This window comes from Evtepia sp. (genome assembly GCF_034090835.1).
Classification (GTDB): domain Bacteria; phylum Bacillota; class Clostridia; order Oscillospirales; family Oscillospiraceae; genus Evtepia.
Genome location: NZ_JAXDRS010000021.1, coordinates 1 through 13,539, shown reverse-complemented (window position 1 = coordinate 13,539; position 13,539 = coordinate 1). Strand labels below are relative to the sequence as shown.

The window sequence follows — 13,539 nt, the reverse complement described above, 5'->3', positions numbered from 1 at the left end:
ATAGGTTTCTCTGCTTTATTGCTTTGTTGTAATGCATTATACGCAGGAAGCGGACATTTGTCAACCCCCTGTTTGCGCTTTTTGCCGGTGAAAAACAGGGGCCCCGGCGGAGGTCTCCGCCGGGGCTTGTGAAGTTATTCCGCGTGGACCTTTTCCCTTCTCTCCCGACGGAGGAAGGAGAACTTGGTCTCCGAGCAGATGACCGCCACAAAGATGAGGGCAAAGCCCAGCATCATCAGGGCCGTGGGGCGCTCCTCCGCGAAGATCATGGAGAACACCACGCCGAAGGGTGCCTCCAGGGACAGGAGCACCGCCGCTGTGGCAGGGGCGGTGTACTTCTGGCCGATGTTCTGAAACAGTAGGGCCCCGCAGGAGGCGAATACCACCAGATAGGCCAGTGAGAGGACCAGGCCGCCGTCCATGGCCTCCACGGGCAGGGCGGGACGGGTCACCAGCACCCCCAGCCAGGAGAAGGCGGCAAAGGAGGCGAACTGGATGGCGGTGAGGAGGAAGATGTCCCGGCCCTGGGAGAAGCGGGACACAGCCACGATGTGGGCCGCGAAGAAGAAGCCGCCCACCAGGGTCAGGCCGTCGCCGATGCTGATGGCGGCGGCGTTGTCGCCGGTAACCGACACCAGGCCGATGCCCGCGATGCACAGCACAGCGGCGGCGATGTTGTACCGGTCGGGCCGCTGCCGGGCCACCGCCCAGTACAGGAAGGGCACGATGACACAGTAGACGGCGGTGAGGAAGGCGTTCTTGCCCGGTGTGGTCTGCTCCAGGCCGAAGGTCTGGAAGGTGTAAGCCAGGAAGAGGAAAAAGCCCATGATGCCGCCGCCGATGAAGTACTGCTTATCGGCCACCTTCCACCGCTTCCAGAACACCAGCGCCAGCACAATGGCCGAAGCTGTGAACCGGATGGCCAGCAGCCAGAAGGTGGGCAGCACGTCTACGCTGCTCTTCATGACCACGAACGAGCTGCCCCAGATGACGGTAGCCAGAATAATGAGAGGTGTGGCAAACCGGGCCAGCGCCCGGTCTCTGTTCTGTTCCTGCACGGTTGCCCCGCTCCTTTGGTTGTGATAAAATAGTTGGGAATCTCACTCTGGAGGTCTCTATGAAACTCTTTGATTTTGACGGCACGCTGGTGGATTCCAACGGCGTCTGGGAGGAGATCGATGTCCGCTTTCTCCAGCGCCGCGGGCTGACCCCTACCCGGGAGTACTGCGAGACGGTGGGTCACTCCATCTTCCCCATCGCCGCCCAGTTCACCCGGGAATACTATCACCTGGACATGGAGCCCCAAGCCATCATGGACGAGTGGCTCTCCATGGCCCGGGAGGCCTATGAGCACCAGGTGCCCCTGAAGCCGGGTGCGGCGGAGTATCTGGCCCAGTGCGCCGCTGAAGGGGCTCCCATGGCCCTCTTCACCGCCTGCGTGCCTGAGCTGTGCCGGGCGGCTCTGGACCGCCACGGCCTGACCAAATACTTTTCCCGGGTTATCTACGTCCAGGAGATGGGGCTGGAGAAGCGCAACCCCGAATCCTTCCGGCTGGCCCTGGAGCAGCTGGGCGTCCCGGGCAGCGCCTGCACCATGTACGAGGACTCCCCCGGTGCCTGTGAAGCGGCCAAGACTGCCGGTCTGACGGTGGTGGGCGTGTATGATCGCTTCTATGCCGCCCATGTGGAAAAAATGCGCCGGCTCTGTGACTGTTATGTTTATAGCTTTACAGAGCTTCTAGCCTGATTTTCTCTCTATCTCTTTTATTCCAGTCGCTGTATGGCGCGCACCCTTTACATTGGGTGCGCGCCTTTTTGTGTTCTTTACAGCTTGGTCATGTGCTGGGAGGCCGACTTGAGCATCAGATTTTTGGTGCCCACATTGTCGAAGGCAATCTCGATGAGGGCATCGCCGCCCATGGGCATCAGGTTGACCACCATGCCCTTGCCGAAGGCCTTGTGCTGGACCATGTCGCCCTTGTGGAAGTCGGCCAGTCCGGCGGCGGACTTGGCAGCACCGCCGCCAATCTTGGGCTCCACCGCGGTGCCCTTGGGATAGGTGGTGTAGCCGCCGCCCAGGGAGTACCCGCGCTCGGCGGGCTTGCGCCAGGCGGGCGCCTTCTTCTTGGGCTGCTCCCCGTCCTGCTTCTCCTCAGTCCGCTCGCTGCGGGGCAGACGGCCCGACTTCTCCACGTACTCCTCCGGGATTTCACCCAGGAAGCGGGAGGGCCGGTTGTTGTTGGTGCGGCCGAAGAGCATGCGCTGGGAGGCGCAGGTCATGTACAGCTTTTCCTTGGCACGGGTCATGGCCACGTAGCACAGGCGGCGCTCCTCCTCCATCTCCTCGGCCTCGCCGATGGCCCGGATACCGGGGAAGATGCCCTCTTCCACACCCACCACAAAGACCACCGGGAACTCCAGACCCTTGGCCGAGTGCATGGTCATCATGACCACACAGTCCTCCTCCGGGTCGTGGCTGTCCAGGTCGGTGTACAGGGCGATTTCATCCAGGAAGCCGGCCAGGCTGGGCTCCACCGCGTTCTCCAGGTAGCCGTTGATGGAGGTCAGCAGCTCCTGCACGTTCTCCAGACGGGTGCGGTCCTCAATGGTGTTCTTCTGCTCCAGCATGACGGCGTATCCGGTGCGGGCCACCAGCTCCTCATAGAAGGCGGGCAGCTCCATCTCGCCGGAGAGCTTGCGCAGCTCGGCAATCATGTCGGTGAAGGAGGCCAGCTTGGCCGCCGCCTTCTGCAGCTCGGGATAGACCCGGGCGTTGGAGATGATCTCCCACAGGGAGCGGCCCTCCTGAGCGGCGATGGTCTGGGCCCGCTCGATGGTGGTGGCGCCGATGCCCCGGGGCGGGTTGTTGATGATGCGCTGGAGACGGAGGTCGTCGCCGGGGTTGTTGATGACGCACAGGTAGGCCAGCATGTCCTTGATTTCGGCCCGGTCGAAGAAGCGGATGCCGCCGATGATGCGATAGGGCACGCCGTTGCGCTTGAAGGCCTGCTCGATCTGGTTGGACTGAGCGTTCATCCGGTAGAGAACGGCGTGGTCCTTCCAGTGCCGCCCGGCGGAGAAGCTGCCCAGAATCTGGGCCGCCACATACTGGGCCTCGTCGTGCTCGTTCATGGCGGTGTAGCACTGGACCTTGTCGCCCTCGCTGTGGTCGGTCCACAGCTCCTTGCCCTTGCGGCCCTCGTTGTTGCGGATGACCGCGTTAGAGGCCTCCAGGATGTTCTTGGTGGAGCGGTAGTTCTGCTCCAGGCGGATGACCCGGGCTCCCTTGTATTGGCTCTCGAAGGAGAGGATATTCTCGATGGTGGCGCCCCGGAAGCGGTAGATGGACTGGTCGTCGTCGCCCACCACGCAGATGTTCTCATACCCGCCCGCCAGAGTGGAGGCCAGCAGGTACTGGAGGTTGTTGGTGTCCTGGTACTCGTCGATGAGCACATAGCGGAATTTCCGCTGGTAGTACTCCCGCACCTCGTCAAACTCCTTGAGCAGTCGGACGGTGTGGAGGATGATGTCGTCAAAGTCCAGGGCATTGGCGTCACGCAGCCGCTTCTCGTACTCCACGTACACCTTGGCAATCTTGATCAGACGGTAGTCCCCCGACTTCTCGCACTCGGCCAGGTAGTCCGCACCCAGCTTCATGGCGTCCTTGGCCCGGGAGATGTAGCCCACAATACTCTTGGCGGGAAAGGCCTTGTCGTCCAGGTTGAAGTCCTTGATGATGTCCTTGATGACCCGCTCGGCGTCGGCGGTGTCGTAGATGGTGAAGGACTTGGAGAAGCCCAGCCGGTCAATGTCCCGCCGGAGGATGCGCACGCAGGCGGAGTGGAAGGTGGAGGCCCAGATGTCGTTGGCCGAGGGGCCCAGCATCCGCTCCAGCCGCTCCTTCAGCTCACCGGCGGCCTTGTTGGTGAAGGTGATGGCGATGATGGACCAGGGCACCGCCGGGTCCACCCGGCACAGCCGCTCCTGCTCCGCCTTCTTCTCCGGGTCGGGATGGGCCACGTAGCCATCCAGGAAGGCCAGGTCCTCACTGGTGACCCACTCAGGCACCTCGTCGCAGTCGGAGCCCCGGCCGTACTTCATCAGATTGGCAATGCGGTGGATGAGTACGGTGGTCTTGCCGCTGCCCGCACCCGCCAGCAGCAGCAGGGGGCCCTCGGTGGCCAGCGCGGCCTTACGCTGCTCGGGGTTCAGATTCTGATAATCCAGCTCTATGGCGGCCCTGCGGGCCTTACAGAAGCGCAGTTCTTCTTCTCGATTCAGCATATTCTTCTCCTCGGCAATACGGAAGCCGTCCACACCGTGGACGGCTTCCGCCAGTTTTGTGTGTTCTATTTTATCGGAAAATGGCGGTCAGGTCAAGGCGTGGCGGCGGTCTTTTTTCACCCCGTCCCCTTCATCCGCGTCTTCTTCCCCTTGTGTTTTGAGGAAAAAGCATGTATACTGTTAGGGCTGACTTTTGCACTTTAAAGAGCATTAGTCTCCGCCGGGGCGGCAGGTCAAACAGGCCGCCTGTCAGGCGGTATTTTTTACTGGAGGTACTCCCCATGTCCCATCACAACTCCGCCCACAGCGGAAAGTTCCGCAGCTCTGCCGGCTTTATTCTGGCGGCTGTGGGCTCTGCCGTCGGCATGGGCAACATCTGGCTCTTCCCCTACCGGGTTGGCCAGTACGGCGGCGGCGCGTTTCTCATCCCCTACTTTATCTTTGTGGCCCTGTTCAGCTATGCCGGACTGTCCGGTGAATTCGCCCTGGGCCGCCTCACCGGCACGGGCACCATCGGCTCCTTTGACTATGCCCTGAAAACCCGGGGCAAGCGGGGCGGAAAAATCATCGGCATCATGCCCCTGCTAGGCGTGCTGGGCATCGCCATCGGCTACTCGGTGGTGGTGGGCTGGGTGCTGCGGTACATCGCCGGGTCGGTGACCGGCTCCGTCCTGTCCGGGGACTCCGCAGCCTTCTTTGACACCCTGGCGGTGGACTTCGGCTCGGTGCCCTGGCACTTCATCGCCGTGGCCCTGACCGTCCTGGTTCTGGTGCTGGGCGTGTCCGCCGGCATTGAGAAAATCAGCAAGTTCATGATGCCCGCCTTCTTTGTGCTCTTCCTCATCATCGCCGTGCGGGTGGCCTTTCTCCCTGGCGCGGTGGACGGGTACCTCTACCTGCTCAAGCCGGACTGGAGCTACCTGCTCAACCCCGAGACCTGGATTATGGCCATGGGACAGGCCTTCTTCTCCCTGTCCATCAACGGCGCGGGTATGCTCATCTACGGCAGCTACATGAAGAAGTCGGAGGACATTATCCACCACTCGGTGGTCACCGCCCTGCTGGACACCATGGCCGCCCTGCTGGCCGGCTTCGCCATCATTCCGGCGGTGTTCGCCTTCGGCATTGAGCCCGCCTCCGGCCCCTCCCTCATGTTCGTGACCCTGCCCAAGGTGTTCCAGCTAATGCCAGGCGGACAGCTCTTCGCCTTGCTGTTCTTTGTGTCCGTATTCTTCGCCGGCATCACCTCTTTGATGAACATGCTGGAGGCCTGCGGCGCCGCCCTGGAGTCCAACCTGAAGCTGCCCCGGTGGCTGTCCACCACCATTGTGGGCGTTGTGGTGTTCGGCGTGTCCGTGTTCCTGGAGTCCCTGTCCGGCATGGGCAGCTGGCTGGACCTCATCACCATCTACGTGGCTCCCTTCGGCGCGGTACTGGGCGCGGTGTTCATCTACTGGGTGCTGGGCCTGGACCCCATCAAGAAGGAACTCATGCTGGGCCGGGACAAGCCCATCGGCAAGGCCTTCGACTTTATCGCAAAATACGTCTATGTTATCCTCTCCGCCGCTGTGGTCATCTTCAGCATCATTTACGGCGGCATCGGCTGACCAGGAAACAAAAACGCGCCCTGCGGGAGCTCCCGCAGGGCGCGTTTTGCATGTTCTGATACTCAGAAGGGCATCTTCTTGGGCTCCACCTGCATGGTCAGCCACTTGAGCTCGGTAAAATCCTCCATGGAGTAGCGGCCGCCCTCACGGCCGAAGCCGCTGAACTTCACGCCGCCGGAGGGTGCCGTAGTGCCGCTGAGGAAGGTGGTATCGTTGATGTGCACCATGCCCGCCTCCATCCGCAGCCCCATGGACCAGGCCAGCTCCAGATTGTGGGTCAGCAGGGCGGCAGACAGTCCGTACTCGTTGTCGTTGCACAGGGCCAGGGCCTCCTCCGGGTCTTTGGCCCGCATCACCGACGTCACCGGACCGAAGGTCTCCTCGTGGAAAATCCGCATCTCGGGGGTCACGTCGGCGAGCACCGTAGGCCAGTACCAGGGGCCCTCATGGCGGCCGCCGGTGAGGAGCTTTGCCCCCTTGGACAGGGCGTCCTCAATCTGCCCGTCGATGAACTTCCACTTCTCCGGCTGGATGAGAGGCCCGATGATGGTGTCCTCCTCTCTGGGGTCGCCCACTTTCAGGCCCTCCGCCCGACGAACCAGGGCGTCGCAGAAGGGCTGGTAGCCGTCCCCTTCCACGATGATGCGGGAAGTGGCCATGCACACCTGCCCCTGGTGGCAGAAGGCACCGTAGGCGGCGATATCCGCCGCCTGGACCGGGTCGAAGTCCTTCAGGACAATGAGGGGATTCTTGCCGCCCAGCTCCATGGCCACCTTTTTCAGGTCACGGGCGGCCCGGACGGCGATAGACCGCCCCACGGCGCTGGAGCCGGTAAAGGTGACCATCCGCACCCGTGGGTCGTCCACCAGCATATCGCCGATGACCTCGCTGCGACCGGGCACCACGTTGAGCACACCGGCGGGCAGTCCCGCCGCCTCAAAGACTTCCGCGATGGCCAGTCCAGTGGCGGGGGTGAGGGGGGACGGCTTGAGGATAAAGGTGTTGCCTGCGGCCAGGGCGTAGGCCAGCTTCTTGATGGCCAGAATCATGGGGTAATTGAAAGGGGTGATGCCCAGCACCACGCCCAGGGGCGACCGGACAGCCATGGACATCTGCCCAGGCCCACCGGGCTGGAGCACCTCGCCGTGGAGCCGGCGGCACTCCCCCGCCGCTACCCGCAGGATGCCCGCACTGCCCATGACCTCGCCTCTGGCCTTGTATCGGGCCGAGCCGCTCTCGGCAATCATCAGGTCGGTCAGCTCGGCAGCCCGGGCTTCCATCTCGTCGGCGGCCCGGAGCAGTATCCGCTCCCGGACATCGGGGGCGGTGGCCGCCCACTTGCTCCGGGCAGCATAGGCCGCCGCCAGAGCCTTCTCCGCGTCCTGGCGACCGCCCATGTGGACCATGGCCATGACCGACCCGTCGGCCGGATTCCGGTCCTCCATCACCTCGCCGTCGGTCTGGGGCACCCATTCCCCGTTGATATAGAGCAGGTATTCTCTCATCGTCTTTCCCCTTCCCGGCATAAGCGCCGTATGTCGTACTGTATCAGAGCGGGCAGCCGCCCGCAAAGGTTACATCAGGGGTGCGAACACACGCAGCACCGCCCGCAGCAGACGTCGGAGCATGGACCGCTCCCGGCACTGGGCCAGAGTGATCTCCTGGCAGACGGCCAGGGTATCCAGAAAGTCCCGCTTCACGTCCAGCACGGCGGGGGCTCCGCACAGCCAGACGCCGTCCTCAAAGTGGAGGAACATGCTGCGGTAGTCCATGTTGATGGAGCCGACGGTGGCGTATTTGTCGTCCACGGCGAAGTTCTTGGCGTGGACAAAACCGGGGGTGTACTCATAAATCCGCACCCCTGCCTCCAGGAGCGGCTCGTAGTGGGCACGGGTGACCTCAAAGATAATCTTCTTGTCCGGGATGTGGGGCGTCATGATGCGCACGTCCACGCCCGACTTGGCAGCATTGCACAGGGCCGTGTTGACGCTGTCGCTGATGATGAGATAGGGCGTGGTGATATACACGTAGCGCCTGGCCTTGCTGATGAGGTTGAGGTACACCGTCTCCCCCACCGGCTCCCCGTCCAGGGGGCTGTCGGTGTAGGGCTGGACATACCCCAGGTGCCGGTCCGCAGGGATGGGCGGCAGGACAGTGGGACGGTAGCTGTTGTAATCCTCCTCACCGCCGCAGATATACTCCCACATGGTGAGGAACATGACCGTCATGCTCCAGGCCCCCTCGCCGGTGACCCGGATGGCGCTGTCCTTCCAGTGGCCGTACCGCTGACGCTGGTTGATATACTCGTCGGCCAGGTTGATGCCGCCGGTGAAGGCGGTGTGGCCGTCCACAATGCAGAACTTCCGGTGATCCCGGTTGTTCAGCCGCACGGACAGCACCGGAATGAACCGGTTGAACACCTGGCAGCGGATGCCCCTGGCCTCCAGCTCCCGGGGATAGTTCTTGGGCAGGGTGTAGAGACAGCCCACGTCGTCATAGATGACCCGCACGTCCACACCAGCTCTGGCCTTCTCCTCCAGGATATCCAGAATGGAGTTCCAAAACAGGCCCCGGTCGATGATGAAGTACTCCAGGAAGATATACCGCTTCGCCCCCCGCAGAGCCTCCAGCATGTCGGCGAACACGTCGTCCCCCAGGGGGTAGTACTTGGCGTCGGTATTAATGCAGAGGGGGCAGTGGGCGTAGCGCTCCAGGTAGCGGGACTGGTTGACCGCATCTGCGCCGTACTGCTCCTCCAGAATATCCGCCTTGTACCCGTCGCTGAGCACCTCGGTCAGGCGGCGGTCCATGCCCTCCATCTTCCGGCGCATCCGGACGGAGAGCTGGTTGCCGCCCGAGAGCAGGTATACCAGTCCGCCGAACACAGGGGCCAGAAGGATGGGCACAATCCACGCGATTTTATACCCCGGATCGGTGCGGGCGTTGACAATCCACAGCACCACCAGGATGGAGACCACCACGCAGAAGAGATAAAAATAGATGAAGTAGCTGGCAAACCGCGCCATCACCACCACCAGAATGGCCACCTGGAGCACCAGAAGGAGCCCCACCAGGGCGGTACGGTGGAAGAGGATGGACGCCGCTTTTTTCAAAAATCCCGTAGTGTTTCCTCCGTTCTCTGTTTCTCTCTGTGACGGCACTTACTGAATGACCACGTTCTCCTCCCCCAGCAGCTCCCGGAGCTCCCGGACCAGGGAGGGATGGACCACGCAGGGCATGGTGGGCGCCCACTGCTGCACGTCCATAAATTTGGCCTTGAAGGGCTCGTCCCCGGGGAAGAGCTCCAGAATCAGCTGGATCTTCCGCCAGCGGGGATCGTGGGCGCTGGGCAGGCGGATAAAGAGCTTCTGCCGCTTCTTCCCTTTTGGCTCATTCGGCTCCTCTGCGGGCGCGGCTCCGTCCTGAAGAAGAGGCCGCACCGAGTCCACCATCAGCTGGGGGGCCTTCTCGTCCCGGACGGAGATGCGCCCTGTGGCCAGCACGGGCATGTTTTCTTTGATGTAGCTGCCGCTCTCCCCCAGCACCCGGGAGAATACCAGCAGCTCCATGGAGCCGGTGTCGTCCTCCAGGGTGACGTAGGCCATGAGAGAGTTGTTCCGGGTGGTCTTGGTCTTGGCCGAGGAGATCACGCCGGCGATGTTCACCTTCTGCCCGTCCTGGAAGTCGGTGTTGCCCTCCTCCTTGGCGAAGTCGGACAGAATGGCCCCGATGGGGGCGGCATGGTACCGCCTGGCAGTCTCCCGGTACTCGTCCATGGGGTGGCCGGTGAGGTAGAGGCCGGTGGTCTCCTTCTCCATGGTCATCAGCTCCCGGCGGGAGAACTCGGGGATATCGGGCAGCTCCATCTCCGGGGCGGCCTGGGGCTGATCCCCGCCGCCGCCGAACAGGTCAAACTGACCCTCCAGGTTCTTCCGTCTGGTCTGGGCGATGGAGTCCACCACCTGGGGGAACACCTTCAGCAGCTGGGAACGGCGTGCGCCGGTGCTGTCAAAGGCACCGCATTTGATGAGGTTCTCCAGCACCCGCTTGTTCAGGTCGGCGTCCATCATGCGGGAGCAGAAGTCGGACAGGGACTGGAAGGCCCCGCCCCGCTCCCGCTCGTCCAGAACGGACTGGATGAAGCCCCAGCCCACGCCCTTCACCGCCGCCAGGCCGAAGCGGATATTCTCCCCGGTGACGGTGAAGCTGGCCCCCGACTCGTTGATGTCAGGGGGCAGCAGGGAGATGCCGCACTCCTTGCACTCGGCGATGTACTCGGCTACCTTCTCGCTGGAGTCCAGCACGGAGGTGAGAAGGGCTGCCATATATTCTCTCGTGTAATGGCACTTAAAATACGCGGTCTGATAGGCCACAATGGCGTAGGACACGGCGTGGGCCTTGTTGAAGGCGTAGTTGGCGAAGTCGTAGATCTCGTCGTAGATGTCCTTGCCGGTCTGCTCGGGCACGCCCCGGGCGATGCAGCCCTCAATGCCCCGCTCGCTGTCGCCGTAGATGAAGGTCTGGCGCTCCTTCTCGATCTGGGCTTTCTTCTTTTTGGAGATGGCACGGCGCACCATGTCGGCCTGGCCCAGGGAGTAGCCGCCCAACTCCTGGAAGATACGGATGACCTGCTCCTGGTAGACAATGCAGCCGTAGGTGACCTTCAGGATAGGCTCCAGCATGGGGTGCTTGTACTTGACCTTGTCCGGGTTCTGCTTGCAGGCGATGAACCGGGGAATGGATTCCATGGGGCCGGGGCGGTAGAGGGCAATGATAGCGGTGATATCTTCGATGTTCTGGGGCTTCAGGCCCACGCACACGCCGGTCATGCCCGCCGACTCCATCTGGAACACACCGGAGGTCTTGCCGTCGGAGAGCATCTTGAACACCGCCGGGTCGTGGTCGGGGATGGAGTGGATGTCAAAGTCGGGGATGCGGCGGCGCACCAGCTGCACCGCGTCGTCCAGCACAGTCAGGTTCCGCAGGCCCAGGAAGTCCATCTTTAAGAGGCCCAGCTCCTCCAGGGTAGTCATGACGTACTGGGTCACCACGGATTCGTCGTTTTTCGCCAGGGGGACATACTCGTACACCGGCCGCTTGGTGATGACCACGCCGGCGGCATGGGTGGAGGCGTGGCGTGGCATGCCCTCGATGGCCTTGGCGGTGTCGATGAGGTTGTGAATCCGCTCGTCCCCCTCGTAGGAGTCCCGCAGCTGCTTGGACAGCTTGAGGGACTCGTCCAGAGTGATGTGTAGCGCGCCGGGGCCGCTGGGCACCTGCTTGGCCACGGCATCCACATCGGCATAGGGGATGTTCAGTGCCCGGCCCACGTCCCGGATTGCGCCCCGGGCGGCCATGGTGCCGAAGGTGACAATCTGGGCCACATGGTCCTCGCCGTACTTCCGCTGGACATACTCGATGACCTCCTGACGGCGGCGGATGCAGAAGTCAATGTCGATATCGGGCATGGTGACCCGCTCCGGGTTGAGGAAGCGTTCGAAGAACAGGTCGTACTTCACCGGGTCCACGTCGGTGATGTTCATGCAGTAGGACACCATGGACCCGGCAGCGGAACCACGGCCAGGGCCCACGGGGATGTTGTGGCTCTTGGCGTAGCCGATGAAGTCGGACACGATGAGGAAGTAGTCCACAAACCCCATCTGCCGGATGACCCCCATCTCGTACTCCAGCTGCTCCCTGTTCTTCTCGCTGCCCTCCGGGTAGCGGCGGGCAAAGCCCTCCCAGCACAGGTGCTCAAAGTAGGCGTCGGGGTCGGTCCAGCCCTCGGGCAGCTTGAACTCGGGCAGGTGGTACTTGCCGAACTCAAACTCCAGGTTGCACTTCTCCGCCACCCTGGCCGTGTTCTCAATGGCCTCCGGCCAGTCGGGGAACAGGGCGGCCATCTCCTCCTCCGACTTGATGTAGAACTCCTCGGTCTCAAACTTCATGCGGCCGGGGTCGTCCACCGTGCGCCCCATCTGGATGCACATGAGGGTGTCCTGCATGGCGGCATCCTCCCGCCGGGTGTAGTGGGCGTCGTTGGTGGCCACCAGGGGGATACCCGTCTCCTCGTGGATGCGGATGATACCCCGCACCACCTCGGCGTCCTCAGGCAGGTTGTGGTCCTGAATCTCCAGGTAGTAGTCCTCGCCGAAGTGCTCCTTCATCTCCAGAGCGGCCCGCTTAGCCCCCTCGTAATTGCCCCCCAGGATCAGCCGGGGCACCTCGCCCGCCAGACAGGCGGACATGGCAATGAGCCCCTCTGTATGCTGCCAGAGGAGCTCCTTGTCAATGCGGGGCTTGATGTAGAATCCGTCCAGAAAGGCCCGGGACACCAGATAGCACAGGTTGCGGTAGCCGGTCTCGTTCTTGCACAGGAGCACCAGGTGGCGGGCCTCGGCGTCCAGCTCATGGACCCGGTCGGTCATGCCCCGGGGCGCCACGTACACCTCGCAGCCGATGATGGGCTTGACCCCCTCGGCCTTGCAGGCCCGGTAAAAGTCCACCGCGCCGTACATCACCCCGTGGTCGGTGATGGCCACCGCACTCTGCCCCAGCTCCTTCACACGGGCGGCCAGAGCGGGGATACGGCAGGCGCCGTCCAGCAGGCTGAATTCGGTATGGACATGCAGGTGGACAAAAGACATATAGAACCTCCTCAAGAGAAATCAAATGGAATTTTCTTGTATTTCCTCCATATGGGCGCGCAGCAGCGCCAAAATGCGGCTGTTCTCTCCTATCGCGCTGTAATCTGTAAATTTGCTGCGTAATGCCGATACAAGCAAAAAGAGCAGGCACAGCAGTATTTCCAATCGCTTCGTCTGGATAAGCCAAACCACTGTGAACGCAAAAAGCACAGCATAAGCGGCTTTTATGGCACCAGATACCACGAATCGTCCGGACAGAATACTCCCTCCCGCACCGTCCGGCCGGATACGCCCGGAAAATGGTCTGGGGAAATAAGCCTCTGCATGTGTGCCTATGTGGAATCCACCCACTACGTGTGCCCGTTGTTCACCGAAGGGTCTGGGCATCTTCTCAGCAGGCGTAATCGGTCTGTGAGCGTCAGTACGCCCCCAATACGGCTTAGAAAAGGTATATATCCCCGTCTCCCCAGCCCTCCAGTGCTTTTCCTTCAGGGTGAAACGTCCCTTCCTGCGCCAGCGCACACGGCCGCTCCAGCGGCCATCTGAAAGCGCCTGCCGTGCTCCCTTCCAGCGCTCCTCTGTAATCCATTGCTCCAGCTTCTCTCTGAGGACTTCCGGCGAATCGGGACTGTGAAAGCAAAACAGTCGTGACATCCCCATTCCCCCTACCAGCTTTACGTGCTTATGCAGCGGATGGCTCAGGTGGCACTCACTTATCTCCGGCAGCTGCGGCATTTACTGCGCCTCTTCTCCCGCCTGAGAGAGTGCCAGCAGCTTGCGCAGCCGGTGGTTCAGGCAGCTCTTGGTGACAGGCGGGTCGCACAGCTCCGCCAGCTGGGACAGGGTCAGCTCCGGGTTCTCCAGCCGCAGCCGGGCGGTCTCATACAGCTTGTCCCCCAGCTCGGTCAGGTCCATCCGCTCCTCCAGACGGCGGATGGCCTCAATCTGCTCCATGGCCGCGTCCACCGCCTTGTCCAGGTTGGCCGCGTCGCAGTTCACCC

The 13,539-nt window shown here is 62.4% G+C and carries 9 protein-coding genes; 2 read left to right on the top strand and 7 right to left on the bottom strand.

Annotated features, from left to right (window positions below):
- Positions 1–134: 134 nt before the first annotated feature.
- Positions 135–1,058, bottom strand: a complete 924-nt coding sequence (locus tag SOR61_RS04275; RefSeq protein ID WP_277215539.1) for a DMT family transporter — start codon at positions 1,056–1,058, stop codon at positions 135–137.
- Positions 1,059–1,117: 59 nt separating this feature from the next.
- Between SOR61_RS04275 and SOR61_RS04270 the strand changes: the two genes are divergently transcribed.
- Positions 1,118–1,747 (top strand): HAD family phosphatase, encoded by a 630-nt coding sequence (locus SOR61_RS04270; RefSeq protein WP_277215538.1) that lies wholly within the window; start codon positions 1,118–1,120, stop codon positions 1,745–1,747.
- Between the two features lie 77 nt (positions 1,748–1,824).
- On the opposite strand, the gene SOR61_RS04265 is transcribed toward SOR61_RS04270, so the two are convergent.
- The gene (locus tag SOR61_RS04265; RefSeq protein WP_277215537.1) at positions 1,825–4,284 is read right to left on the bottom strand and encodes an ATP-dependent helicase; all 2,460 of its coding nucleotides are present in this window, start codon (positions 4,282–4,284) and stop codon (positions 1,825–1,827) included.
- Positions 4,285–4,565: 281 nt separating this feature from the next.
- On the opposite strand from SOR61_RS04265, the gene SOR61_RS04260 reads away from it, so the two are divergent.
- On the top strand, positions 4,566–5,891 hold the full coding sequence (locus SOR61_RS04260) for a sodium-dependent transporter (RefSeq protein ID WP_277215536.1): 1,326 nt from the start codon (positions 4,566–4,568) through the stop codon (positions 5,889–5,891).
- Between the two features lie 62 nt (positions 5,892–5,953).
- Here SOR61_RS04260 and SOR61_RS04255 read toward each other — a convergent pair whose 3' ends face one another.
- The 5 genes from SOR61_RS04255 to whiA form a co-directional block, all read right to left on the bottom strand.
- Entirely contained in the window at positions 5,954–7,396 is a 1,443-nt protein-coding gene (locus SOR61_RS04255) for an aldehyde dehydrogenase family protein (protein ID WP_277215535.1), read from the bottom strand.
- Positions 7,397–7,465: 69 nt separating this feature from the next.
- The gene (gene cls / locus SOR61_RS04250) at positions 7,466–9,004 is read right to left on the bottom strand and encodes a cardiolipin synthase (RefSeq protein WP_277215534.1); all 1,539 of its coding nucleotides are present in this window, start codon (positions 9,002–9,004) and stop codon (positions 7,466–7,468) included.
- Positions 9,005–9,052: 48 nt separating this feature from the next.
- A complete protein-coding gene (locus SOR61_RS04245; RefSeq protein WP_277215533.1) occupies positions 9,053–12,538 on the bottom strand; it encodes a DNA polymerase III subunit alpha in 3,486 nt (1,161 codons plus the stop codon).
- A 21-nt stretch (positions 12,539–12,559) separates the two neighbouring features.
- On the bottom strand, positions 12,560–13,273 hold the full coding sequence (locus tag SOR61_RS04240; protein ID WP_320611446.1) for a hypothetical protein: 714 nt from the start codon (positions 13,271–13,273) through the stop codon (positions 12,560–12,562).
- The coding region (gene whiA, locus SOR61_RS04235; protein ID WP_320611445.1) for a DNA-binding protein WhiA at positions 13,274–13,539 on the bottom strand (266 nt) is incomplete at its 5' end.